The sequence below is a fragment of the Hyphomicrobium sp. genome, from assembly GCF_041659645.1.
GTDB lineage: Bacteria > Pseudomonadota > Alphaproteobacteria > Rhizobiales > Hyphomicrobiaceae > Hyphomicrobium_B.
This window is the reverse complement of sequence record NZ_JBAZXX010000001.1, coordinates 671,940-695,556: the sequence shown is the minus strand read 5'-3', so window position 1 is coordinate 695,556 and position 23,617 is coordinate 671,940. Positions and strand designations below refer to the sequence as shown.

The following is a 23,617-nucleotide window of genomic DNA, read 5'->3' as shown; positions in this document are numbered from 1 at the left end:
CTTTGAAGGTAAACCAATGCGCGCTACCTTTCCTTTCGCAGCAATTCTCGGCCAAGACGAGATGAAACTCGCGCTTCTCGCGTCGGCGATCGATCCGACTCTAGGCGGCGTACTCGTTTTCGGCGATCGTGGCACCGGTAAAACGACGGCCGTGCGGGGCCTAGCCGAATTGCTGCCGCCGATGCTCGTCGTCTCCGGATGCCGGTACCATTGCGATCCAGGCGCCAACGGATCGGGCTGCGACGACTGTCAAACTCGTGGCCGCCAAGGCCCACTACCGAGTGAAATGGCGCCTGTCCCTGTGGTTGATCTACCGCTCGGTGCCACCGAGGATCGCATCGTCGGTGCGCTTGATCTTGAGCGCGCTCTATCTCGGGGGGAAAAATCGTTCGAGGCCGGATTGCTGGCGCGAGCCCACCGAGGCTTTCTATATATCGATGAAGTCAATCTCCTGGAAGATCATCTCGTAGATCTTTTACTCGACGTTGCGGCATCCGGGGAGAACGTCGTTGAGCGTGAAGGCTTAAGCGTTAGGCATCCTGCCCGCTTCGTGCTGATCGGCAGCGGAAACCCCGAAGAAGGCGAGTTGAGGCCACAGCTGTTGGATCGTTTCGGTTTGTCCGTCGAGGTCAGCGCGCCTGAAAATGTTTCGACGCGCGTCGAAATTATCAAACGCCGTGATGCCTTTGAAAATGACCCCGCCGCGTTCAAAGTTAAATGGCTTCCCGAAACCCGGCGCATCCGGGAACAGATCCTGTCCGCACGCAATAAACTGCCTAAAATGGAATTATCGCAAGAGGTCTTGGAACGGGCCGCAAGTCTTTGCGTCAGGCTCGGGACTGATGGGCTCCGCGGAGAATTGACGGTTATGCGTGCGGCCCGGGCCGTTGCGGCGCTCGAAGGATCCGATGCCGTCTCCGATCATCATCTGCGCCTCGTTGCGCCGTCAGCGCTTCGCCATCGTTTACGCCGCAATCCACTAGATGAAAGTGGATCGACCGCGCGCATCCAACGCACGCTTGAGGACGTCTTCTGTGGATGACGACGAACGAACAGTCCTTGAATTACCGTTTCACGACGCGATGCTTGCGGCCGCCGTTTTCGCTGCCGACCCAGCGCGCGTTGGTGGCATTGTCATTCGCACCGTGTCAGGTCCAGCCCGCGAGTCTTGGTTGCGGAACACGCTATCGCTCCTAGACGCGGGAACTCCTGTCCGCCGGGTGCCGTCTCATATCGGCGACGAGAGCCTTCTCGGCGGCCTTGACCTCGCAATGACGCTCGCGACGGGCCGACCTATCGCGAGGCATGGGCTACTAAAGGAGGCCGACGGCGGAATTATCATTATTCCTAGCGCCGAGCGGCTTACAGCGCCACTTGCGAGCCGCATTGCCACCACCATGGATTTGGGCGCAATACCACTTCAGCGCGATAAGTTCACCGCAACTGCGCCGACGAGCTTCGGCATCATCGCATTGGATGAAGGCCAATCTGCAGAAGAGCGCCCTCCCTCCGCTCTTCTTGATCGCGCCGGACTTCACATCACACTACCCGATGCCGCCAGCCCGAAAATCGATGTTGACACGTTCACGCGCGAGCGCGTGAAGATTGCGAGCAGAGCTGCCGCCTCAATTCCCCTTGACGACGACTGCATCAGACTGCTCTGCGAACTGGGGGCGGTCGTCGCCGTATCATCAACAAATGCAATACTTCACGCCTCTAGAATTTTGCGTCTAGTCGCAGCTCTCAACGGTCGCAACCGCGTCTCAGAAGACGACATCGCCGCAACCATTCGTTTGGTCATCGCTCCTCGGGCCACGCGACATCCGGAAGAAGCGGCCGACAACTCTCCGCAGCAGTCTGACACACACGATCAGAATCCGGATGATAATTCATCGATCCAAGAAGAAGCCGGACGGCTCCCTGATTCCCTAATCGCCGCAGCTAAATCTGCCTTACCACCGCATTTGTTGGAACGCTTGCAATCGGACAACCACCACCAATTCAGCAAATCAACAACCGGAAAGTCAGGAGATCGAAAGAAGTCACCGCGTCGTGGCCGACCGATCGGATTTAAGGCTGGCCCGATTTCTCAAGGCGCTCGGTTGAATATCGTCGAAACTCTACGCGCCGCCGCCCCCTGGCAACCTCTTCGTCGCCGGGAAATCGCGGCACATTGCGAAACGGACGCCACCAATCGCATAGCCGTAAGGGCGGTAGATTTCCGGGTATGGAGGCTAAAGAGCCGGGGCGAAACGGTAACTGTCTTCGTTGTCGACGCCTCGGGATCGACAGCAGTGCAACGGCTGGGAGAGGCCAAGGGCGCAGTCGAGATCTTGTTATCCGAATGCTACAGCCGCCGGGATCACGCAGCGCTAATTGCCTTTAGCGGACGGGGAAGCGAACTGCTTCTACCACCGACCCGCTCGTTGGCGCGAGCCAAGCGAAATCTCGCGGATCTTCCCGGTGGAGGCGGTACACCGCTGGCATCCGGCATCGACGCGGCGGCAGAGCTTTGCGATGCCGTGAGAAGAAAAGGTCAAGCGCCGAGCGTCGTAGTTCTCACCGACGGCCGCGCAAACCTAAATCGCAATGGCAAACCCGGACGCGCAGCAGCTGAAGAAGATGCCGTCCAAGCAGCGAAGACGCTGAGGTGCATGGGCGTCCCTGCGATCGTCATAGACACGTCCGCCAAGCCAAATGCACCCGCTGCCCGACTTGCAGATGCTATGGGTGCCGAATACCTGCCGCTGGCATATGCCGATGCCGATACGCTTTCGAAGGCCATCAAAGCGCAAGATGCTAGGAGTATCTGACAGTGAGCGCCGGGTTGGTTTGGAACCGCGACGGAGCGGATTGGCCGAACCGAGAGACAAGCCAATTCATCAGCGCCGCTGGCCTCCGATGGCATGTGCAGATCGCCGGCAACGGGCCGGTAGCGCTCATGATACACGGCACAGGCGCGTCGACGCACTCGTGGCGTCGTATTATGCCGCTATTGACCCGACGGTTCACCGTCGTCGCGCCCGACCTCCCCGGCCACGGATTCACGTCCACGCCGGATCGGAGTGGGCTGACGCTTTCGAGCATCGCGCGCGAAATGACCGAACTAATGCGAGCGCTCCGCATGGAGCCTGACCTTGTCATCGGTCACTCAGCCGGGGCCGCAATTGCAATTCGCGCGACGATCGATCGGCGGATGCGGCCTCGCGCCATCGCAAGCATAAACGGAGCGCTTCTGCCCTTTGGAACGCCCATCGGCCAGTTTTTCTCACCTCTTGCTAAGCTACTCGTATCTGCGCCCATGGTGCCGCAAATCATGGCTTGGCGAGGACAGAACCGCGCAACGGTCGAACGCGTGATTTTAGGAACGGGCTCAAAGATCGAGCCGCGAGACTTGGACTACTATTCCCGGCTCTTCAAAAATCCGCGACACGTCGCCGGCGCGTTAGGCATGATGGCCAGCTGGGATCTCACGAAATTCGCAGCTGACCTGCCGCTACTGAACACCGACATCACCTTGATTGCCGCCACGAATGACAGGGCAATATCGCCCGCAGACGCAATAACGGTAGGGCGGCTCATTCCGAATGCCCGGATCGTTAAGGTGGAGCGCGCCGGGCACCTCGCCCACGAAGAGCGACCGGAGGAGATCGCGAGGATCGTTGACGAGATCGCCGACGCCGCCTCGGCGGATCAATTCCGAAGCAAACGATACAGCGGATAAAACTCTTGCGTATAACATCTTGACACTATTTAATGTCCACGATTGTTGACACTAGATAGCGGACTGCCGTGCATGTTGGCTCCTAACAGCGACCGGCCTCACGCCGTAATTATAGGAAGTGGATTTGGCGGGCTTGCCGCCGCCATCAGACTAGGTGCACGCGGTTATCGTGTCACCGTCCTCGAAAAACTTGACGGCCCAGGAGGCCGCGCGAGTGTGTTCCGCCAGGACGGGTTTACGTTCGACGCCGGACCGACCATCGTCACTGCACCATTTCTTTTCGAGGATCTTTGGCGGCTTTGTGGTCGCGAGCTTTCAGAAGACGTCGAGTTGAAAGCACTCACGCCATTCTATCGCATCAGATTCGATGACGGCGAGACATTTGATTGCACGCCAGATGCCCAGACGATGCGCGATGAGGTGGCGCGCCTCTCGCCGGATGACGTCGTTGGTTATGAGAACTTCATGCGTCTCGCAGAGGAAATATACAAAATCGGCTTTGAGCGGCTCGGCCATGTGCCCTTCTCATCATGGTCCGACATGGTTCGCGTCCTTCCCGACCTCATACGTCTCGAGAGCTATCGAAGCGTGTATGGGCTCGTCTCCAAATACGTGCGCGATCCGAATATCAGGCTGGTACTGAGTTTTCATTCTCTGTTCGTTGGAGGTAATCCGTTCAGCGTCACGTCGATTTATGGATTGATTTCCTTCCTCGAACGGCGTTGGGGTGTGCACTTTCCCATGGGCGGCATGGGCGCGCTCGTCGCGGGACTTGCGCGCCTTATCGAAGGACAAGGCAGCGAAATCCGCTACGACGCGGAAGTTGAACAGATACTCCTCGACGGCCGCACAGCCCGCGGCGTCCGACTTATAAGCGGCGAGACGATTATGTCGGACATCGTCGTGTCGAACGCCGATTCTGCCTGGACCTATCGCAATCTCCTGCCCGGCAAATCGCGTCGACGTTGGACCAATAGAAAAATTGATCGCGCCCGCTACTCGATGGGTTTGTTCGTCTGGTACTTCGGCACCTCGCGGCGTTACCCCGCCATCCCGCATCACACGATCTTGCTCAGCCCTCGGTACCGCGAACTCCTGCGCGACATCTTCGATCACAAGCATCTCGCCGACGACATGAGCCTCTATTTGCATAGGCCGACAGCGACAGACCCGAGCCTCGCGCCGGAAGGCTGCGACGCGTTCTACGTTCTCTCGCCGGTTCCACACCTCGATGCAGGAATCGATTGGCCGACGAAAGCCGAGAGCTATCGCCAAGCGATAGCGAAGCGGCTCAGCGAAGTTGCCCTCCCCGGCTTTGAGGAACACATCGTCACTTCGCGCATCATGACACCATTGGATTTTCAAACCCGGCTTCACGCCTTCAAAGGCGCGGGGTTTGGCCTTGAGCCCACGCTCACTCAGAGCGCCTGGTTTCGGCCGCACAATCGCAGCGAAGACATCGAAAATCTTTATCTTGTCGGCGCCGGCACACATCCAGGCGCCGGCGTTCCGGGAGTGCTTTCTTCGGCGCGAATTCTAGAATCGTTGGTGCCGAATGCTGCCACATTCAAACGGGGGTAAATCGATGAGCGGATCCGATACGGCCGCATGCCGAACACTTTTGAGAAGTGGATCTCGGACGTTCTATATGGCGTCGTTCTTGCTATCGCGCCGGGTCAGAAATTCTGCGTCCGCTCTCTATGCATTCTGTCGGATCGCGGATGACGCTGTCGATATCGAAGGCGGAAGTCTGGCGGCGATCGCGAACCTGCGGCGACGACTCGACCTCGCCTATGACGGCCATCCTCTTTCGACCCCCATCGATCGGGCGTTCGCGGCAACGATCCAAACGTATGCCGTTCCGAGGGAGCTGCCCGAAGGCCTCATTACCGGCCTTGAATGGGATGCCTTATCTCGCCGCTATGAAACCATCGAAGAACTTCAAGCCTACGCCATTCGCGTTGCAGGAACCGTGGGCGCCATGATGGCGGTTCTGATGCGTGCATCGTCACCAGAACTTGTCGCGAGGGCATGCGATCTCGGCGTTGCCATGCAGCTGACAAACATTGCTCGCGACGTCGGCGAGGATGCCCGCATGGGGCGCTTATACCTGCCGTCGGCTTGGATGCGCGAAGCGGGCATCGACCCGGTCCGATGGCTTGCCCAACCTGAATTTTCACAACCCCTGCAATCTGTCATTTCCCGCCTTCTGAAGACGGCAGACGCGTTTTACCAGCGAGCAGATCCGGCCATTGCGGCACTACCGTTGTCATGCCGCCCAGGCATCAGAGCAGCACGGCTTCTCTACGCGGAAATCGGCAACGAACTGCGCCGAAAAGGCTTCGATTCTGTCTCGTCCAGAGTTTCCGTGTCGACGCAGCGCAAACTGCAGCTGTGCTGGGAAGCTCTGTCAGCCATCCAATCACGCCCAACCCCAATGTTGGGCGGCCACCTCAGTGAGGCAGAATTTGTGGTCACAGCTGTGACGTCAGCTCACGCCGCGCGTTGGCGCGACGAACCGCCTGGCTGGTGGAATATCCGCGGCCGCGCACTGCGGTTGATCGACATCTTCGAACAACTAGAGCGCAGAGAACGCACCGAACTCCGTGAACTGACCGATAAAGAACTCGTCGCGTAGTTTGGGCGAACGTGGGGTCGCAAAATGAAAGACTATGAAGCAGTAAGTGAACCCTCAACGACGCCGATACTCGACAAAGTCAGAACGCCGGGCGATCTTCGTCGACTCCCGCAGGCGTCGCTCGCACAGCTTGCCAGCGAGCTGCGCCGCGAAACGATCGAAGCGGTCTCGGTGACCGGCGGTCACCTCGGCGCCGGACTTGGCGTAGTGGAATTGACCGTCGCCCTGCACTACGTCTTCAATACTCCAGACGATCGCCTGATCTGGGACGTCGGCCACCAAGCCTACCCGCACAAAATCCTCACAGGGCGCCGAGACCGAATTCGAACGCTCCGCCAGACGGGCGGTCTCTCGGGATTTACAAAACGTAGCGAAAGTCCATTCGATCCCTTCGGCGCGGCGCATTCGTCGACGTCAATTTCGGCGGGATTGGGAATGAGCATCGCTCGCGACCTCAAAGGCGATGCCAATAACGTGATCTGCGTGATCGGCGATGGCGCGATGAGCGCCGGCATGGCTTACGAAGCGATGAATAACGCCGGGACGCTCGACGCCCGCCTCATCGTGATCCTCAACGATAACGATATGTCGATTGCGCCCCCAAGCGGGGCTCTCTCGAAATATCTGGCGCGAACGACCTCGAGCGGGACCTACATACATCTTCGAGACATCGCGAAGCAACTTGCAAAGAAGCTTCCCAAACAATGGGAGCGGCGCGCAGCGCGACTGGAAGAAATGTCACGCACATATTGGTCCGGGGGCGCATTGTTCGAAGAGCTGGGCTTTTACTACGTCGGTCCGGTGGATGGGCATGACATCGAACAGTTACTGCCGGTTCTCAAAAACGTCAGAGACACGAAGCAAGGTCCTATCCTCGTTCACGTCGTCACCAAGAAAGGCAAAGGTTACGTACCCGCAGAAGCGGCCCCAGATAAATATCACGGCGTCGTCAAATTCGACGTCATATCCGGAGCGCAAGCCAAATCGAAGGCGCAGGCGCCGTCCTATACGCGCGTTTTTGCCGACAGCCTTATCGCTGAAGGCAGAAAAGATGAACGCATCGTCGCGATTTCTGCCGCCATGCCCGAAGGAACTGGGATCGATCTTTTCGCCCGGGAATTTCCAAATCGAGCGTTCGATGTCGGCATCGCAGAGCAACACGCTGTAACGTTTGCGGCGGGACTCGCAGCTGAAGGTATGAAACCATTTGCTGCGATCTATTCAACCTTCCTGCAGCGGGCCTACGATCAAGTTGTTCACGACGTCGCGATTCAACGATTGCCTGTGAGATTTGCAATCGATCGGGCCGGATACGTCGGAGCCGACGGACCAACACATGCGGGAACGTTCGACCTAACGTTTCTAGGCTGTCTTCCGAATTTCACCATTATGGCTCCCTCTGACGAAGCGGAGCTTTACCATATGGTCGCGACGGCAGCCTCGATCGATGACGGACCTTCTGCGTTCCGCTATCCGCGCGGCGAAGGGAGCGGCGTAGCCCTCCCTGTCGAAGGTGTGCCGCTTCCAATCGGTAAAGGACGCATCCTCCGCGAAGGATCAAAAATAGCCCTACTATCTCTTGGCGGACGTTTGGGGGAATGCCTCATAGCGGCCGATTTACTTGCCGCAGCGGGATTATCCACGACCGTTGCCGACGCTCGCTTTGCCAAGCCCATCGACCAAGACCTCATCACACAACTGGCACATCACCATGAAGTGCTGATCACGGTCGAAGAAGGTGCCATTGGAGGATTTGGCTCACACGTGATGCAGTTCCTAAGCATCAACGGCATGTTAGACGGCAAAATTCGCATGCGATCACTGATTATGCCGGACGTTTTCGTCGAGCAGGACAGTCCGACTGTGATGTATTCAAACTCTGGCCTCGATGCAAAAGGGATTGTGTCGGCTGTCTTCAACGCCTTGGGGCGGGAGACGATAACAACAGGTCTTCACGCTTCATAGGCGGGACAAAATGAGCTTCGGCGTGATTGAAATGGCTCTTGTTTTCGGCGCTGCGCTCGCGTTCGGCTTCTGGGAATTGTTCAAGATACGGCGCGAAGTCCGTCGCGGCAGAAAGCGAGTAGAGGTCGGCCATCAGGCGACGCGCGATACCAATTCCGCCGGCGACTGAGAAGTCTCGCTGAGATCTGCGGTGAATTCATAAGCCCGACGAACACAAAGAGACCACAACCCCAATCGCATTTTAATGCCTACCCGTATTGACGACTGCCGCAGTTTGGGACGAACCTACACGATCTTCGATATATCGACTGCTCCAAGGAGTGATACACATGGCCCTGGCGTCGAGTTACAATTTTTGGAGCGTAGGTGGATTGATCTACGCGCTCGCGGGTATCGCGCTTATTTGCAATGCGGTATTTCTCACTCCGCCGCCGTCGCGACTGATTAAAACGACAAGCGCCGGTGAGATATCCGCGGAACTAAGGCGGATGTCGAGGCAGTGGCTGGACACCCGCGTGGGCGCAGCATTGCTCGTCGTCGGATTTTTTCTCCAAGCAACGGGCGCAGTTGGCACTTCGACTTTAAACACGCCGGCTGTCTTCGTTTTGCTCGCGCTGGCAGTTTTCGCAGGCTATTACGCGCTGTCGAGAGACCTTATGGCAGAAGCTTTGATACTGGCCGGAACGCCTCCCGCAGTGTCCGAAGCAACTGATGATCCAGTAACGATTGTGCCGTCTACCGCCGATATTACGGCGGACACGTCGTCATCAGACTTTCCCCTTGAAGAGCGGCAAAGCCAAACTGCGGCCTAATCAAATTCAATAGGCTCAATGAACCTCGGCCGCTTGTACGCGGCTTGGAAATTGGCCCATCGAGCGTGACTACCTCCGTTCAGGAACGTGCGACCCGCCGCTGCCCATCGCGCTGTTGGGGCCTCCAATTCCATTTAGGAAGAAAATGCCGGCAGCATTTGCCACAATGATCCATAACCATAGAGCAAGTCCGCTGCGCTCGCCCTCGCCTGATCCGGATACAGCTGGCGTTTCACCTTCAGACGAAACGGCGGTCTCGGATTTTGGCATTGTATTGTTCCCGCTTGGCGGAGCTACCTCGCCGAGCTGCGCCACGATATCTCCCTGTTGATCGACGGCAACCGGCTTCTTTTTGCCATCCGCCATCGCGGTTCCGCGCCAAATGCCTTTATCATCGAGTGAAAGATTGCGAACGTCCTTGAAACCGCTCGCTTCGAACTTCTTCATCGCGTCCTCTTTCGCAAGCGGATGTGTGCCCGGCGTCAAATCGCCTTTTCCAAAATCCTTGGTGTTCGCAGGGCTCTGCGTCGCGACTCCCGAGAAATCGGTTTTGCAGTACGAAAGAAATTCATCACGAGACAGCGTGTCCGGTTGAAGAAGATGGCCGCCACCCTTTTCCACCGAAGCGATATAGCTGTTTTTATCTTCAGATCGCGAGAGCGAACCATTAGCGTCGACGTCGGCCGTCTTCCAAAGACTCTGACACTGTTGGTCAGTTGCAGCGCTTACGGGGCTCGTGACCAGCATAAGTGCAGGCAAAACGATGATGCTGCGAGACATGATGAATCTCCGTTGCTCTCGAACTCGCAACATCGCCTGCTCACAAATTGTTCCGCAGGCTTCGCAAAAAGGTGAGCGACGCGACGAATAGGAAATCTCAAGTGATGACGTCGTGCCTAAGCGTTGTCGTCTGTCGCCTAGACGTTCGTCATGGTCAGTGCAAAAATGAACCTTCCTTCTTCTTGGTAATTGGCGAATCTAGTGGCCTCTTCTCGACGCGTCATCGTTCTAGGAGGGACAGGCACGGCCGGCCGCGCGGCCGTACGAGCATTGCTGCGCCGCAACCACGAAGTGGTGTGTTTCTTGCGCCTCGACGGCGCAAGCGAGAGAATGAGATCGGACGACGATGTCGCCAATTCTCTCGCAGGCGCAACGCTTCGCTATGGCGATGTAACGAATCCAATATCGCTATCTAGCGATGGGTTTTGCGGTGAGAAGTTCGATGTGCTGGTTTCGTGCCTTGCGTCGCGAACCGGAGTACCACGAGACGCATGGTCCATCGATTATCAAGCGCACATTTCCGCTCTGAACGAGGCAAAAAAAGCCCGCGTTTCGCACATCATTCTACTATCAGCAATCTGCGTTCAAAAACCACTATTGGCGTTTCAATATGCCAAGCTTGCGTTTGAAAAGGCACTGATCGGATCCGGTCCCACATACTCGATCGTCAGGCCTACCGCCTTCTTCAAGTCGCTCTCCGGTCAGATCGATCGCGTAAGAAAGGGTAAATCCTTTCTGCTATTTGGCGATGGGATGCTGACGGCATGCAAACCAATTAGCGATGACGATCTGGGCGAATTTCTTGCCGGATGCATCGAAGATGAAAGCCGTCACAATTGCATTCTGCCTGTTGGAGGCCCAGGACAAGCGACCACGCCGAAGCAGCAAGGCGAGCAACTGTTTCGTTTGCTGGGATACGAGCCAAAGTTCCGATATGTGCCTGTCCCCGCCATGGATGCCATTGCTTGGACACTGACTGCAGTCGGACGCATCCTTCCTTCTATAGCCGAAAAAGCCGAGTTGGCGCGCATCGGGCGATACTACGCCACTGAATCAATGCTGGTTTGGGACCCGGTGACAGAACGCTATGATGCCGCCGCTACTCCTTCCATCGGCACCGAAACGTTATTTGATTTTTACGCGCGCGTGATCAGAGACGACGTCTCCGTCGAACGTGGCGATCACGCCGTGTTTTGAATTTCGCCGCAATAACTCTTCTTGTGCAACCGCACACAAGAACCAATTCGATCGGGAATTTTCTTAAACAATGGTGCGACGCAAATAAACTTTTCCGAGCTAATGGCCGACGCCGGCTCGCGATCATACTGACCATGTGTAAATAAGTTTATTCACTTCTCTTGTAACGAACACTTGACGAAAAGATCCAATGAGGCTTCGAATGTCATTTCTTACGAAACTTGGGCAACAGGCACAGGAAAATCGGGAGAAAACAATGAAGGTTTCAGACATTCTGGAGGAGAAGGGCAACGAGGTTATGACCGTGCGGCCCAATGATAGCATTTACGATATTGCGCGACGGTTGGAGCACGAAAAGGTAGGTGCACTTGTCGTTAGTGCGAATGGCGACTCGTTGGACGGAATTATCTCTGAGCGTGACATTTGCAAGGGCGTCGGTTTGTACGGCCCTAAAATCAGTTCATTGCTTGCGGCGGATCTCATGACCCGTGAGGTCATTACCTGCGGGTCCGATGATCGGATTTCAGACGTCGCAAGGGTGATGACCGAGCGTCGTATTCGGCACGTTCCTGTCAGAGACGGCGCGCGAATTGTCGGCATGATAAGTATTGGTGATATTTTGAAACACCGCCTCGACGAAGTTATTCTCGAGACGCGCGTTCTCCGGGACATTGCCATTTCGGGTCGATAAATTAAATCACGTTGCCATCGGCCGCGCGGATGCCACGTTCATGCAGCATCGGCCGGCCAGACTTTGGTTCCATGATTTTCTCGACCTATCGCTTATCAAAGTGCGACTTGATCTTCGTCATTTGTCGAGAAACGCCCGCACCGGCGACAAAGAACTCAATGGATCTTCTTCCTGCGGTACGTGTCCAAGATTGGGCAAGATGACGAGTTTTGCTTCCGGCATCGCTCTAATATAGTCAGCTGAATTCGAATCCGGTATCAGGTTATCCTTTTGCCCCCATACGATAAGCGTCGGCGCTTTTATAACTGCAAGCAGCGGCTCCGGCGGTTCTAATCTAGTCTGTTCCATTCTGGCAATCATCGCGCTGCGAACGCCAGGTGCCAACATCAAATCGTAGTAGCGGTCGACCATCGCGTCGGTTAGGCGACCAGGTTCGGCATACGCTGGAGCAAGGTTTGCCTTGAGAAATGTTCGAGGCAGCACATATTTCATCATCCTCGCCAACAAGGGAACCGCCGGTGCTTTCCCATACTCATATCCGGGGCTGGCAAAGCCGTCCGGCGAGATGAGAACAATCTTGTCGACTCTCTGCGGATATCGCGCCGCAAAGTGCCAAACGAGCCTGCCACCAATGGAGTTTCCGATCAGGCTCGCCCGTCGAACGGAGAGATTGTCCATCAAGGCCGCGAGAAGATGCACACCGCGTTCTTCCGTGTAGTCGCCCGTCGGGTCGGCGCCCGTTAATCCAAAGCCTGGAAGATCATACCGTATCACGCGATACTTGTCCGACAGTCCGCGCGCCCAAGGCTCCCAAGTGTGAAGGCTTGAGCCGAACCCGTGAATGAGAATGACAACCGGGGCATCTGGCGATCCACTTTCGCGAACATGAATGCGGAGCCCCTCAACGGCGAGATAGTCGGCCGGCGAACGGAGATACTTTGCCTCAAGAGTTGCCCGAGATTTATCAGGCGTCCAAAGCCATGCGCCGACTGCGAGGCATGTGACCGACGCCGCAGCTCCGATTCCGAGCAATATTGAATTCCTCCGCAACTTCGACTCATCATTTTAAAAGTTTGAAGCAACAGCCTTCGAAACCTACCGCGAATCGGCAGCCGATCAGGCCGCAGAACCGTTACGCTGCAGAATCTCGAAATTGAGCGCCGCGGCAAACGCGACCCAACCAAGATAGGGGATGAAGAGCAGGGCCGCAGTCGAGCTTATTGGCCGCGCGATAATGAGAAATGCCAGTATCGTTACAAGCATTGCCATGGCGTCCATGAACGCCCAGCCGATGCGATGACGACCAAACATCAGCCATGACCAAGCCGCGTTAAATCCCAAATTGAGACACCAAACTGCAAGAGCAACACCGGCCCCTTCGACGCTCCAAACCAGCCAACCGGCGACCGCGATCATGATATACAAAATAGTCCAAGCGGGCCCGAACAACCAATCGGGTGGTGTCCAGCTTGGCTTTTGAAGCGTCGAATACCAATGCCCTGGCATGAATTTAACGCCGCTCAGCGCAGCTGCAGCAACAATTCCTAAGAACGGAAACAAACTCAACCAATCGATCAATTCCGTCCTCCTGCACGTTTGGTCGGAGAACTCGGTTCGGATTGATATCATCGCCGTGTCCTCCCTAAGCTCGAACGCTGCGGGAGGCTCGGGCGTTGCGCGCTCACCGAACAAACTTAAAGAGGTTTACGTCTACCGACCCGGACCAGAAACCGACTTCACAATACGCAAGATAATATTCCCACATGCGTTTGAACCTTTGATCGAACCCCATGCTTTCAATATGCGGCCAGGCACGAAAAAAGCGGTGCTGCCATTCTGCGAGTGTCAAAGCATAACTCGTTCCAAACGCTTCTTGCTCGACAAGCTTCAAGCCATATGCACTTGCCAGTTCCTTGATTAGCGCTCCCGTCGGCAGCATCCCCCCCGGGAAGATATAACGCTGAATGAAGTCTGGGTTTTTCCGATAATTGATGAAGCGCTTTTCATCTATCGTAATGGCCTGCAAAACGGCGACCCCACCCTCCTTGAGAATACTGCTTATCTTCGCAAAATAAGCCGGCCAAAATCTCTCACCCACGGCTTCGATCATTTCGACGGAGGCGACGCGATCATAGCGCCCCACCACATCGCGGTAATCCTGTATTCGTAAGTCGGCAGCGTTTCTCGCATCCTTCATCCGACCATGTGCGTACGCGAGCTGTTCGCGCGATAGTGTCAGACCTGTAACATGGCATCCTTTACTGACGATGCGCTGCGCAAGCGCACCCCAACCAAAACCGATCTCAATAACGCGCTCGCCACCTTCAAGGCCGAGCAACTCGATCACGCGCTCGAGTTTGCGATTTTGCGCCAGTTCCAATGTGTCGTCCTGCGCGTAGATAGCGGAGGAATAGTTCATCTCGGCATCAAGCCAAGCCTTGTAGAACGAGTTGCCGAGGTCGTAGTGAGCAGCGATATTTCGGCGGCTGCCACCGCGCGTATTTTCTCGCCGCAAATGACGAATTCGATTTTGCACGCGAGTGAACAACGAACTTGAACCGGCGCGAGCAAGCACTCGCTCGTTCGCCATCCCCCAAGAAAGCACTGCTTTCAGGTCCGGTGTCGACCACTCGCCCGCGAGATAGGCGTCTGCGAAACCTTGCTCTCCATCGAATAGAATTCGCAAAAGCCCGATCCACGAGTTGACCTCGATGATGGCCTCTGGACCTATGGCATCGCTCCGCCGGATTATGACTCCACCGTCAGGGAGCGACAGGTACAATCCTCCCGCTTTGATTTGCGGAATGCGTCTCGAGATGGCCTTCGCGAGACGCGAGCGCGTCGAAGAATGTTTGCCCATGCACACATCTACGGTCGTTTCATTCATGTGGATTTCCTGACTGGAAGATCGCGATGCCGAAGGGCTGCGGAACTATGAGCGTGGACTTTGAGGCCCTTGAAATATAGGCGCAGGGCGTGCCAGTGAATGGCTGCCATCACCTTCACGGTGAGAAAGGGAAACGCGAAAAGAGCAGATAACAAAGAGCCGTCGGTGAGCGCGCGCCTCGCGCCGGACAGAGCAGTTAAGATCACGAGGCCCGCATTGTCGTGGGCGCGGATCGATACATTGATGCCCCTGCCCGGCGGTGCAACGCTAAACGAATATCGCAAATCCATCCCGAGAAAGGGCGACACGTAGAAAGCCTTTTCACATTCCTGATTGATGCTGGCGCCTCCACCGTTGATTGGGATCACATAGCTGTGCCGTTCTCCGAAAGTATTGTGAACCTCGTAGACCATGGCCTTCAGCTGGTTCTTTGTATCATGGCAAAAATAGAGGCTTAGAGGATTGAAAACGTATCCGAAGATGCGAGGCATCGACAACAACAGGATCTTACCTTCCGCCTGAACATTCGCTTGCGATAGATGCCCTAGGATCTGCGCGCGAAGTGAGGCCGTTCCCCCGTCACCGTGGTCTCGATCGCAGAAACAAAGCGCATTGAAGCGGTTGCGCGAAAATAGCCAAAGCGTCTTTGCCAACTCGTCGATTTCGTCGATGTCGAGAAGCAGCCAGAACACTCGGTAGCGCAACACGTGAAGAACGGGACGGACTCTGCGATGCATGACGGAGCCGGAGTAGAGAGCCGAGTTCAACGTCATGCTGCAACCTCTGACGGTCTGGTTGGACCAAGAATAGAGATGCGGCCGGATTCATTGGCGACTGACCAGGGGCGTCGGCAATAAGGGTCAATATGTTCTGCGACCGCCAGCCCAGCTTGCAACCCGTCTTCGTGAAAACCATAGCCAAAGTACGAACCACAAAACCAAACGCGGCGCCGGCCCTGAAGTGACCAAAGCCTCTTTTGCGCTGCAATAGCGGAACTATCGAATAACGGGTGCTCGTAATCGGTCTCATAGAGAATGTCGCGCGGCGCAACCCGGGGATTAAGAGTTAGAAAAAGTTGCCGCGTCGTGCCGAGGTTCTGCAAGCGATTCATCCAATACGTTATTGTCGGAACCTCGTCGCTGCCGTCGGTCGACTGAATATAATTCCAACTCGACCAAGTTCGACGTCGTTTTGGCATGAGCGAGGCATCCGAATGCAGAACGGCACGGTTTCGACTGTATCGGAATGCGCCGAGCGCTCCGCGCTCTTCGACGCTTGGATCGACAATAACAGCCAGAGCGCGATCGGCATGGGTTGCGATGACGACATGATCGAATTTTTCAACTCGACCATTTTGATCACGAACAAATACCACCTGCTCGGCAGATTTGACCGCGGTGATCCCGTTTCCGCGCTGGATGCGTTTTCGAAATGACGACGTAAGGGCCGCGACGTAATTTCCACTGCCCCCGGTTACGGAGCGCCACGCTGGCCTGCCGGTCAACTTCAGCAAGCCGTGATTTTCGTGAAACCGAATGAAGCTGGCCGCCGGATAATCCAGGATTGCATCTGGCGACGTCGACCAAATGGCGCCGGCCATGGGCAAGAGATGGTCGTCTCGGAAGGCCCTCCCGTACTGCGTTTCGTCGAGATATTCGCTCAATGTGATCGACCGACGTTCCAGATCCGGAAGATCCAACGGAGCACATCGATAGAACCTGCGGAGATCCCTCAACATCGACCAAAATCGAGGATTGACGACATTGCGCGGTTGGGCAAAGAGGCCGCGAAGGTTCGTTCCGGAATACTCTAACCGACCGCCTCGAAGAGAAATCGCCAGCGACATCTCTGCGAGTTGTGTTTGCACGTTGAAATGTTCAAAAAGGGCGGTCAAATTTGGATAGTTTAGCTCATTGTAGACGATGAACCCGGTGTCTACGGATGACTCGCAGTTGGGCACGGACACTGAATTCGAATGTCCACCTATTCTCTCATCTTCCTCGTAAAGCGTTACCGAGTGCCGCTGACTGAGAAGCCAAGCAGCCGACAGCCCAGAGATGCCGCTGCCAACCACGGCAATATTTAGGACTGTCTCGCGACCAGAGTCATACATTCAAGCTCTCGCGACACTTCCCAGGAGATTCTTTTGTGAGCTAAGGGGATTACGGACCCGCAGCGCACTTGGATCACCTCGCGATGATCCATATCTTCGCCAGCACCGTATCCGCTAAGTGCGACTGCTAAAGTGGTTTCAGTAATCCCAGCTTTCGCGCTAAAAAATGCGATCCTTATGTGGGTCTAATGACGAACCTATCGTTGACAATCGCCGCAATTTACGCGTTCACAGCTCTCACTTTGGCTATGACGGTCGGATGGCTAATCTGGAAAAAAACGCGCAACTCGGGATGGATCGACACAACCTGGACGTTTGGCCTCGGAGTTACAGCCGTACTTGGCGCTCTCTTAGGTAGTGGGATTTCCGAAAGGGCCGTGCTCGTATCTATTTTGGTTAGTATTTGGGCTGGCCGCCTTGGTCTCCATATCGCGCTAAGAACTACGACCATGACAGATGATCCTCGGTACGCGCGGCTCATTGCGGGATGGGGCGCGGATGCGACGCGTGAGATGTATTGGTTCGCGCAAAAGCAAGCTTGGGTGAGCGTTCCCCTCGTGGTCTCAATCCTCATTGCGGCCTGGAATCCTGCGGACGGCTTTCGCCTTCAAGATTTCTTTGGCGCCGCGTTGCTCATTGCCGCCGTCGGCGGCGAAGCACTCGCCGACCACCAACTGAAGTCATTTAGAGCCGATCCGAAGAATAGAGGCCGGGTTTGCGATCGAGCTCTTTGGCGATACTCGAGACATCCCAATTACTTCTTCGAGTGGATCTGCTGGCTTGCCTATCCCGTTATCGCCATTGATCTCCGAAATGGTTACGCGTGGGGATGGTTCGCGATATCGGCCCCAATCATAATGTACTTTCTGCTTGTGCGAGTTTCGGGCATTCCGCTGCTCGAACAGCACATGCTAAACCGGTCTGGTGAAGAATTCCGAAAATACCAATCGCGCACGAACGCGTTTTTCCTGGGACCTCCAAGGTACTAGACTTGGGCCGAAGTTTTTATCGCGGTTAGCGACGTTGCATCGCGTGGACGACGCTAGCGAGGAATGAGTGCCTCAAGAAGAGAAATACCGCATCGCAGCACACGCCGCGATGCAGGCAAACCCAGTAGCAAGCGCACCCCACGCCATATCTACAATGGTCAGCGCCAAAGACCAATTTTTCAAGGTCGCATAGTTGGTAAGGTCATACGTTCCATAAGCCACGGCGCCAAAAAACAGCCCGCTCAGGAAGGCCATCCTTATACCCGACGACACGCCGGGTAATGCCCCGAAATAAACGGCCCCAACCCCGTAGAACAGATAAAAAACGATTGCGGGTGCCACCCTCATATTCGTGGCGGCCGAGTCCCCGAGAACTGGAAGATACAATTTCGGAACTGTAACGCTCAGCCACGCAAAATCCATCAGTCCGAAGACAATCAGGAACACCACATAACCGACCAGAAAAATCATGTTCACATCCGCGCATCGTCGAATTCAATTGCATACGCCTTCGTCTTTCCTACGGACAAACCGCGCATTTGGATCTTTGAACCTCCGCACGAATTGTCCTGACGAAGATCAACTGAGGATCGACAGATAGACGCCTGGCTTTGATTGCTCGGATGCCGAGTCGTAGCGGAACATTAGACCTAAGAGAACGTTCGCCTTTGCCAGAGAACAGTCGGCTCAATCTTGAGCCTCCTGGCCCATGTATCAAGATTGCAGAGGCATAAAATCAATGGCCGACCAACCGCGACGCTCCGCGCTGCGTGCAAAAATACTTGAGATGAAGGCCCATGCCCTGAAAACATAAGGTACCCGCATAGGTATGTGCGGAAAGGAGAACGCACCTCGCTTAGCTGACAAAAAAGCCCCGACAAAGGGAAGATTATTGCCGGGGCTTCGCTGAATAAGCCAGCTCGACGGCGCAGCTTGCAAGCGGCGCTGCACCGCCTAAGCGAGATACGGAGATCTTGAGAAACCGGTTCAATCAGATTTTATTTATTCAATCTTGCTGCAGCTTATAAGAGTCGCGCCTTAGCTAGTAAGCGCGAGGATCAATCCTCACGGATCTTTAAAATCGAGCAAGCCTGGCATCACCGAACCTTCTGGGCCGATCTCGGAAATCGCCTCCAGGCAGCTTTTCTGAATGATTATCCTGCACGGATTAGGGTCGTTCGGCTGAACACAGTGTTTGATGTTAGCCCAGGCCTCGTAAACTTTGGCCGCCTGTGCAGTAAACCGATCGAGATCAAGTCCGGCAAATGATGACTTAAGATTTATAGCCTTATCCGTAAGCTTCGCACCGTCGCAAATCTCGATCGCACCAAGTGCTTCGCCATATCTTGCACCCGCGTCTAGAGCTTTCGAGAATGTTTCAGATATCGCAAAGCCGCTTCCCAAGCACGTAGAGATCAACGACACCGCAACGGTTAGATTCACGGCCTTTTGTTCGGCAACCATCTCATCCTCGATCGTTGGGTTATCCGTCGAGTACGAAGGGCTGGGACAAACGGATCACATGCCCAGGGCTGAGATCTCAACGGGGAGGCAAATAGATCGAACTTTAGGCAGACCGACAGGCGCTCAAAATCCGGTAAACCTTTGAACGATCCGAGCCAAAAAACTTCTAAAAAGCATCGGCCCTTCAGACGCGATGAGACAGATGCATTCCTGACCGTTCGCGGCAGCGACAGGGCCATGCTCATCTCCCTCGTTTGCACTTGCGACGTCGCCGACCCCGTACGAGCCTGTGGCATCACTGAACGAGCCTTGCAGCACTAGTGTTAGCTCACTGCCAGTATGGCCGTGATCCGGGAGCGTGAGCCCGGGAGAAACTTTAATCAGACGCAGAAATCCCTTCGATCTCTGGGACGACGGCAGCCGATGTTGCCAAATTCCAGGGGCGATCCATTTCCACGGAACATTACTCAGGGACGGACCTACATACTTCCGCAACGGGAGCGGCACATCACCCGACAGCGATTTGCTCACGTTGCGAGACGCTGTTTTTGAAGGAACGCCCACGAAACTTCGCGCTAGCGGCGAGGGATGCATATTTTCAAGCAGCGACGCGCCTATCGCATCCATAATTGCGAGTTCTTTACGGCAACGCTCACAGAGCGAGATATGACCCGCCATGACGGCAGCTAACGCCTCGGGCATGCTTCCCGCCGAACAGCTCACAAGGTCTTCATCTGCCGGGTGATGCACGATATTCATTGCTCGTCTGTCCCCACGACGGCACGAAGCTTTAGATAAGCCAACCGAATACGTGATTTGACCGTTCCGACCGGCAGACCGAGCTGCTCTGCGATCTGGCTGTGAGATCGGCCGTCGATGAACGACAACGTAACGACCTGCAACTGGTCCGCTGGCAGAGAGTTTAGCGCGAGGCGCATTTTTAACCGCCGCTCTTCATCTGATAAGACCTCGTCCGGTTGCACATCCGTGCTCGGTTGCTGATCGTAGCCGTCGGGCAACTCGACCCACGTCTCTTCTCTACGAAGCTTATCGATCCTTAGATTACGTGCGATCGCAAAAATCCACGTCGTGACGCTCCCCTTCTCATCAGAATAGAGCGTCGCTTTGCGCCAAACCGCGAAAAGGGTTTCTTGCGCCAGCTCCTCGGCGGTATTTGCATCCGCGCCGTAACGCATCATCAAGGATTTAACGCGAGGAGCATACTTTTCGAACAACTGCTTGAATGCACGGGGATCCCTTCGGCCTGCGATCTGCCGAAGTTTATCCGAGTCCGACATCTTTCCTCTTGAATGCTCGGTCACGAACAAAATTCCTGGCACAGTCTATAACGCTGTTCCGACAGCACCACAATCTTGAGCAATGATCGGGAGCACATCGAGATATCGTACTTCATTGCGGATCGAAAATATTTTCAAATTTTCTTTATTCGATCAGATCGATCGTAGGTGCCGACCGCTCAGCGGTCGATTCATGATGTTGCGAGCATCAAGTTTCCAAGTGCAAGAAACAGGGCCGGAAGCATCACGATAGGGCCAAGCTTGAGAAATTCCCAAGCGCCGATTTCCAGGTTTTCACGGCGCAAAACGTTGAGCCACTGAATGGTCGCGAGCGAACCCGTCACAGAAAGGTTTGGGCCAAGATCGACGCGGATCAGAACCGCGATCGAGACGATGGTCGGAACCTGAGCCTGATGGACGGCGCTACCCGCAATCAGCCCGGCCGGAAGGTTGTTGATGATATTGGAATTCAGGCTAATACCGACACCGGCCACGACGCTCGCGCCACGCGCGGTTGCCGGGTGATTGAAGGCTTGATTGCGGCCGTTCTTTCTGTTGAACCCCGCTTGTCTCACGATCCCGAGGTTAATGGCATTGGCGGCGGGTACGATTCCTGCTCCAGCGATGGCGGTTGCCACCTGCGAAGTCGCGACGACCCAAAATTCCTGCGACAAAAGTATGATGGCAGACGCCATAATAGTGCAGATGCCCGCGATGATGACATAAGCGCGCTTGGACGACGTCTGGTCGATCAGCGCTCCGGCGAAGCTGCTCATCAGCATATCGGCGACACCGCCGATCGTCATCACCGTTCCAATGAGTCCGCTTTGCCAGCCATGGGCCAACAAAAGACCCCAAGGAACGGCCCTATCCCCGCCTGAAAATCGGCGTGAAGAAATTGAGACTCAGAAGAGAGCGGACGGCTTGCGGCGGTGTCGCGGGGGTTCGCTCCGAGGCCGCAGGCAATGATGTTCCCACCATGTCGCGGCGTTTCTTTTCCAGTGCGAGTCAGTACCGCCAAAAATTCCGACGGCGAATTTCGTTCCGTGTCGCGCTTCTGTGCGCCTGCCCAAATGCGGATTGCGCCACTCAAGCGCGGTATTTATCGTGAGTATTTGTGGGGAACCATAAGCCTGTGACCCAGTTTCAGATCACGCTCCTGTAGGGGCCTCAAGGGGGCTTCATGGTGTTCGCTGACATATTACGCGGTCTTCACGTCCTGGTCGTCGAGGACGAGCCTCTTATTGCTCTGGATATAAAAGACATTTTAGAGAATTCGGACGTCTCCGTCGTCGGGCCCGCAGCGCGCGTTTCTGAAGCGCTTGCGTTGCTTGCACAGAATCGTCCCGACGCCGCCGTTCTCGACGTCCGACTCCAGGCCGACACCACGACCTTTCCCGTGGCGGATTGGCTTCGTGAACAGGGTATTCCGTTCTTGTTTCAGACCAGCGATCCAGATCTGATTGGCCCGACGTATGCGGAGGTGCCAGTGCTCCGCAAGCCCTTTCAAGCCGAACAGCTTTTAGCCAAATTGTGGATCTCTTGGCGAAGACCTAGGATTAGGCGTATGAGGCTTTCTCCCCGTCCTCAGCAGTGCAGCACCCATGACATCCTCAGATCCAAAGCCCGCCGTCGTCGAACCGACTCCTAGTGTTCAGCCCAACCTTGAGGGTAGTGCGGCAAAAATCGCGACCCGTGAACGTCAGCAGGAAATTCTCGCCGAACTTGGCGTGTTGGCTTTGCGGGGGACGCCGCTCAGTGAGTTGCTGGACGAGACGACGCGTCTTGCTGCCGAGGGCCTAGAAGCCGACTTCTGCAAAATCCTTGAATACATTCCCTCCGAAAACAAGATGTTGATGAGGGCTGGCGTTGGTTGGCCGGCCGGCACGGTAGGACATGCGACTTTGGGTGCCGACCTCGATTCGCCCTCAGGATATGCCTTAAGGACGGGCAAACCCGTCATCTCAAATCAGCTGGAGAACGAGGAGCGATTTAGAACGCCAGAATTGCTGGCGGCCAATAATATCCGTCGCGCAATCAACGTCATCCTCCAAGGCGACGGCAAACCGTACGGCGTTTTGGAAGTCGACAGCACCGCCGAAGGGGATTTCTCCGAGAAGGACATCGCCTTTCTTCAAGGATCAGCAAACATCATCGGCATGGCGATCGAGCGGCAGCGTCGCGAGACCAATTTACAATCTGCCCTCGAATATCAGCAGGTGCTGGTCAAGGAAATCAATCATCGCGTGAAGAACAGCCTGCAGCTCGTGTCGAGCATGCTCAATCTACGGGCCAGCTCCCAAGACGATCGGGCGGTCTCGCAAATCCTTATCGAAACCTCGGCACGGGTCGGTGCGATTTCCCGGGCGCATGATCGGTTATACCGCAGTTCCGACGTCAAACGATTGGAGCTTTCGGCCTACCTTTCGGAAGTCTGTCGAGATTTGGAGGAAGCGATTCCCGATTGTCTCATAACTTTCGAGGCGACTGCGCCTGTTTACATGACCACGGATCGAGCCATTCAGCTGGCGATCTTATTGACGGAGCTTGTCACGAACGCCGCCAAGCACGCCTATCCGCAACGCGAAGGCCAAGTCTGGGTTAAGCTCGCTTCTAAAGATATGAACACGGTTTCGATGTCCATCCGTGACGAGGGTGACGGATTACCTGAAGGTTTTGGTACCGGCCCTGCTCGCGGCCTTGGCATGCGCCTCGTGAAGACGTTTGCGGAGCAGATGAATGCGGAGTTGAAAGTGTTACGACTTCCGCGAGGCACAGAATTTGTGTTCGCTCTGTCGCTCGATCCCGCACCGGTTGCGTAATCTATTCATCCCGGCAAAGGCATTCCTATTCTTCAATGCCAGCGTGAGCATCAACCCGCGGCAGGCCGCATAGCATCAGAAATCATAACAAAAATCAGCTTGGTTTAAACTTTGCGATGCAAAGGTGATCCTGCGCGCGCGTCCGGTCGTATACCTCTAAAATAAGAGGACGTGATCATGCTGGCACTTTTTATTTCTGCCTGTCTTACCCGCGATCCATCTGTCTGCCGGGATTTT

Annotated in this window: 24 protein-coding genes; 13 read left to right on the top strand and 11 right to left on the bottom strand. The window is 55.5% G+C overall.

Annotation, left to right across the window (positions count from 1 at the left end; translation table 11 throughout):
- The first annotated feature begins 16 nt into the window (after positions 1-16).
- From bchI to WC811_RS03135, 8 genes are all read left to right on the top strand, one after another.
- A complete protein-coding gene (gene bchI / locus WC811_RS03170; protein ID WP_372640893.1) occupies positions 17-1,042 on the top strand; it encodes a magnesium chelatase ATPase subunit I in 1,026 nt (341 codons plus the stop codon).
- The gene (locus WC811_RS03165; RefSeq protein ID WP_372640891.1) at positions 984-2,813 is read left to right on the top strand and encodes a magnesium chelatase subunit D; all 1,830 of its coding nucleotides are present in this window, start codon (positions 984-986) and stop codon (positions 2,811-2,813) included. Before bchI ends, WC811_RS03165 begins: the two co-directional genes overlap by 59 nt.
- Before the next feature lie 2 nt (positions 2,814-2,815).
- Positions 2,816-3,724 (top strand): alpha/beta fold hydrolase BchO, encoded by a 909-nt coding sequence (gene bchO, locus WC811_RS03160; protein ID WP_372640889.1) that lies wholly within the window; start codon positions 2,816-2,818, stop codon positions 3,722-3,724.
- 72 nt (positions 3,725-3,796) lie between these two features.
- On the top strand, positions 3,797-5,305 hold the full coding sequence (locus WC811_RS03155) for a phytoene desaturase (RefSeq protein ID WP_372640887.1): 1,509 nt from the start codon (positions 3,797-3,799) through the stop codon (positions 5,303-5,305).
- Entirely contained in the window at positions 5,280-6,362 is a 1,083-nt protein-coding gene (locus WC811_RS03150; protein WP_372640885.1) for a phytoene/squalene synthase family protein, read from the top strand. The genes WC811_RS03155 and WC811_RS03150 overlap by 26 nt, the downstream gene beginning before the upstream one ends.
- A gap of 24 nt (positions 6,363-6,386) precedes the next feature.
- Complete coding sequence (dxs, locus tag WC811_RS03145) at positions 6,387-8,327, top strand: 1-deoxy-D-xylulose-5-phosphate synthase (RefSeq protein ID WP_372640883.1); 1,941 nt, start codon at positions 6,387-6,389, stop codon at positions 8,325-8,327.
- A 10-nt stretch (positions 8,328-8,337) separates the two neighbouring features.
- A complete protein-coding gene (locus WC811_RS03140) occupies positions 8,338-8,496 on the top strand; it encodes a hypothetical protein (protein WP_372640881.1) in 159 nt (52 codons plus the stop codon).
- Positions 8,497-8,656: 160 nt separating this feature from the next.
- Positions 8,657-9,139 carry a hypothetical protein gene (locus WC811_RS03135; RefSeq protein WP_372640879.1) on the top strand — a complete coding sequence of 161 codons (483 nt, stop codon included), beginning with the start codon at positions 8,657-8,659 and terminating at the stop codon, positions 9,137-9,139.
- A 69-nt stretch (positions 9,140-9,208) separates the two neighbouring features.
- On the opposite strand, the gene WC811_RS03130 is transcribed toward WC811_RS03135, so the two are convergent.
- Positions 9,209-9,919, bottom strand: a complete 711-nt coding sequence (locus tag WC811_RS03130; protein WP_372640877.1) for a hypothetical protein — start codon at positions 9,917-9,919, stop codon at positions 9,209-9,211.
- Between the two features lie 201 nt (positions 9,920-10,120).
- Between WC811_RS03130 and WC811_RS03125 the strand changes: the two genes are divergently transcribed.
- Positions 10,121-11,116, top strand: a complete 996-nt coding sequence (locus WC811_RS03125; protein WP_372640875.1) for an NAD(P)H-binding protein — start codon at positions 10,121-10,123, stop codon at positions 11,114-11,116.
- A gap of 202 nt (positions 11,117-11,318) precedes the next feature.
- Complete coding sequence (locus WC811_RS03120; protein ID WP_372640873.1) at positions 11,319-11,807, top strand: CBS domain-containing protein; 489 nt, start codon at positions 11,319-11,321, stop codon at positions 11,805-11,807.
- A 117-nt stretch (positions 11,808-11,924) separates the two neighbouring features.
- Here WC811_RS03120 and WC811_RS03115 read toward each other — a convergent pair whose 3' ends face one another.
- From WC811_RS03115 to WC811_RS03095, 5 genes are all read right to left on the bottom strand, one after another.
- Positions 11,925-12,839 (bottom strand): alpha/beta fold hydrolase, encoded by a 915-nt coding sequence (locus tag WC811_RS03115; RefSeq protein ID WP_372640871.1) that lies wholly within the window; start codon positions 12,837-12,839, stop codon positions 11,925-11,927.
- Between the two features lie 84 nt (positions 12,840-12,923).
- Positions 12,924-13,385 carry a TspO/MBR family protein gene (locus WC811_RS03110; RefSeq protein WP_372640868.1) on the bottom strand — a complete coding sequence of 154 codons (462 nt, stop codon included), beginning with the start codon at positions 13,383-13,385 and terminating at the stop codon, positions 12,924-12,926.
- 103 nt (positions 13,386-13,488) lie between these two features.
- Positions 13,489-14,694, bottom strand: coding sequence for a class I SAM-dependent methyltransferase (locus WC811_RS03105; protein WP_372640866.1), 1,206 nt, complete (start codon positions 14,692-14,694; stop codon positions 13,489-13,491).
- Positions 14,691-15,467: a DUF1365 domain-containing protein gene (locus WC811_RS03100; protein WP_372640865.1), complete on the bottom strand. Its 777-nt coding sequence runs from the start codon at positions 15,465-15,467 to the stop codon at positions 14,691-14,693. The genes WC811_RS03105 and WC811_RS03100 overlap by 4 nt, the downstream gene beginning before the upstream one ends.
- The gene (locus tag WC811_RS03095; RefSeq protein WP_372640863.1) at positions 15,464-16,807 is read right to left on the bottom strand and encodes an NAD(P)/FAD-dependent oxidoreductase; all 1,344 of its coding nucleotides are present in this window, start codon (positions 16,805-16,807) and stop codon (positions 15,464-15,466) included. Before WC811_RS03095 ends, WC811_RS03100 begins: the two co-directional genes overlap by 4 nt.
- Positions 16,808-16,995: 188 nt before the next feature.
- On the opposite strand from WC811_RS03095, the gene WC811_RS03090 reads away from it, so the two are divergent.
- A complete protein-coding gene (locus WC811_RS03090; RefSeq protein ID WP_372640861.1) occupies positions 16,996-17,796 on the top strand; it encodes a DUF1295 domain-containing protein in 801 nt (266 codons plus the stop codon).
- 72 nt (positions 17,797-17,868) lie between these two features.
- Here the strand turns inward: WC811_RS03090 and WC811_RS03085 are convergent, their stop codons facing one another.
- The 5 genes from WC811_RS03085 to WC811_RS03065 all read right to left on the bottom strand — a co-directional run bounded on the left by WC811_RS03085 (position 17,869) and on the right by WC811_RS03065 (position 21,364).
- Positions 17,869-18,267: a DUF2177 family protein gene (locus WC811_RS03085; protein ID WP_372640859.1), complete on the bottom strand. Its 399-nt coding sequence runs from the start codon at positions 18,265-18,267 to the stop codon at positions 17,869-17,871.
- Between the two features lie 594 nt (positions 18,268-18,861).
- Positions 18,862-19,260 carry a hypothetical protein gene (locus tag WC811_RS03080; RefSeq protein ID WP_372640857.1) on the bottom strand — a complete coding sequence of 133 codons (399 nt, stop codon included), beginning with the start codon at positions 19,258-19,260 and terminating at the stop codon, positions 18,862-18,864.
- Between the two features lie 123 nt (positions 19,261-19,383).
- Positions 19,384-20,019, bottom strand: a complete 636-nt coding sequence (locus WC811_RS03075; protein ID WP_372640855.1) for a ChrR family anti-sigma-E factor — start codon at positions 20,017-20,019, stop codon at positions 19,384-19,386.
- Entirely contained in the window at positions 20,016-20,558 is a 543-nt protein-coding gene (locus tag WC811_RS03070; RefSeq protein ID WP_372640852.1) for a sigma-70 family RNA polymerase sigma factor, read from the bottom strand. Before WC811_RS03070 ends, WC811_RS03075 begins: the two co-directional genes overlap by 4 nt.
- 191 nt (positions 20,559-20,749) lie before the next feature.
- The gene (locus WC811_RS03065; RefSeq protein ID WP_372640850.1) at positions 20,750-21,364 is read right to left on the bottom strand and encodes an ArsB/NhaD family transporter; all 615 of its coding nucleotides are present in this window, start codon (positions 21,362-21,364) and stop codon (positions 20,750-20,752) included.
- 377 nt (positions 21,365-21,741) lie between these two features.
- Here WC811_RS03065 and WC811_RS03060 point away from each other — a divergent pair, with 377 nt between their 5' ends.
- Together WC811_RS03060 and WC811_RS03055 are read left to right on the top strand one after the other, a co-directional pair.
- Entirely contained in the window at positions 21,742-22,209 is a 468-nt protein-coding gene (locus WC811_RS03060; RefSeq protein WP_372640847.1) for a response regulator, read from the top strand.
- Positions 22,163-23,380: a sensor histidine kinase gene (locus WC811_RS03055; protein WP_372640844.1), complete on the top strand. Its 1,218-nt coding sequence runs from the start codon at positions 22,163-22,165 to the stop codon at positions 23,378-23,380. Before WC811_RS03060 ends, WC811_RS03055 begins: the two co-directional genes overlap by 47 nt.
- The last annotated feature ends 237 nt before the right edge of the window (positions 23,381-23,617 follow it).

Bases quoted from the DNA above. Each gene is read 5' to 3' on its own strand.
- WC811_RS03095 (WP_372640863.1), bottom strand. From the start codon at position 16,807: ATGTATGACTCTGGTCGCGAGACAGTCCTAAATATTGCCGTGGTTGGC.
- WC811_RS03055 (WP_372640844.1), top strand. From the start codon at position 22,163: ATGACATCCTCAGATCCAAAGCCCGCCGTCGTCGAACCGACTCCTAGT.
- WC811_RS03105 (WP_372640866.1), bottom strand. From the start codon at position 14,694: ATGAATGAAACGACCGTAGATGTGTGCATGGGCAAACATTCTTCGACG.
- WC811_RS03130 (WP_372640877.1), bottom strand. From the start codon at position 9,919: ATGTCTCGCAGCATCATCGTTTTGCCTGCACTTATGCTGGTCACGAGC.
- WC811_RS03135 (WP_372640879.1), top strand. From the start codon at position 8,657: ATGGCCCTGGCGTCGAGTTACAATTTTTGGAGCGTAGGTGGATTGATC.
- WC811_RS03100 (WP_372640865.1), bottom strand. From the start codon at position 15,467: ATGACGTTGAACTCGGCTCTCTACTCCGGCTCCGTCATGCATCGCAGA.
- WC811_RS03120 (WP_372640873.1), top strand. From the start codon at position 11,319: ATGTCATTTCTTACGAAACTTGGGCAACAGGCACAGGAAAATCGGGAG.
- WC811_RS03060 (WP_372640847.1), top strand. From the start codon at position 21,742: ATGGTGTTCGCTGACATATTACGCGGTCTTCACGTCCTGGTCGTCGAG.
- WC811_RS03065 (WP_372640850.1), bottom strand. From the start codon at position 21,364: ATGACGATCGGCGGTGTCGCCGATATGCTGATGAGCAGCTTCGCCGGA.
- WC811_RS03140 (WP_372640881.1), top strand. From the start codon at position 8,338: ATGAGCTTCGGCGTGATTGAAATGGCTCTTGTTTTCGGCGCTGCGCTC.
- WC811_RS03080 (WP_372640857.1), bottom strand. From the start codon at position 19,260: ATGGTTGCCGAACAAAAGGCCGTGAATCTAACCGTTGCGGTGTCGTTG.
- WC811_RS03150 (WP_372640885.1), top strand. From the start codon at position 5,280: ATGCTGCCACATTCAAACGGGGGTAAATCGATGAGCGGATCCGATACG.
- WC811_RS03165 (WP_372640891.1), top strand. From the start codon at position 984: ATGAAAGTGGATCGACCGCGCGCATCCAACGCACGCTTGAGGACGTCT.
- dxs (WP_372640883.1), top strand. From the start codon at position 6,387: ATGAAAGACTATGAAGCAGTAAGTGAACCCTCAACGACGCCGATACTC.
- bchI (WP_372640893.1), top strand. From the start codon at position 17: ATGCGCGCTACCTTTCCTTTCGCAGCAATTCTCGGCCAAGACGAGATG.
- WC811_RS03070 (WP_372640852.1), bottom strand. From the start codon at position 20,558: ATGTCGGACTCGGATAAACTTCGGCAGATCGCAGGCCGAAGGGATCCC.
- WC811_RS03085 (WP_372640859.1), bottom strand. From the start codon at position 18,267: ATGATTTTTCTGGTCGGTTATGTGGTGTTCCTGATTGTCTTCGGACTG.
- WC811_RS03075 (WP_372640855.1), bottom strand. From the start codon at position 20,019: ATGAATATCGTGCATCACCCGGCAGATGAAGACCTTGTGAGCTGTTCG.
- WC811_RS03155 (WP_372640887.1), top strand. From the start codon at position 3,797: ATGTTGGCTCCTAACAGCGACCGGCCTCACGCCGTAATTATAGGAAGT.
- WC811_RS03090 (WP_372640861.1), top strand. From the start codon at position 16,996: ATGACGAACCTATCGTTGACAATCGCCGCAATTTACGCGTTCACAGCT.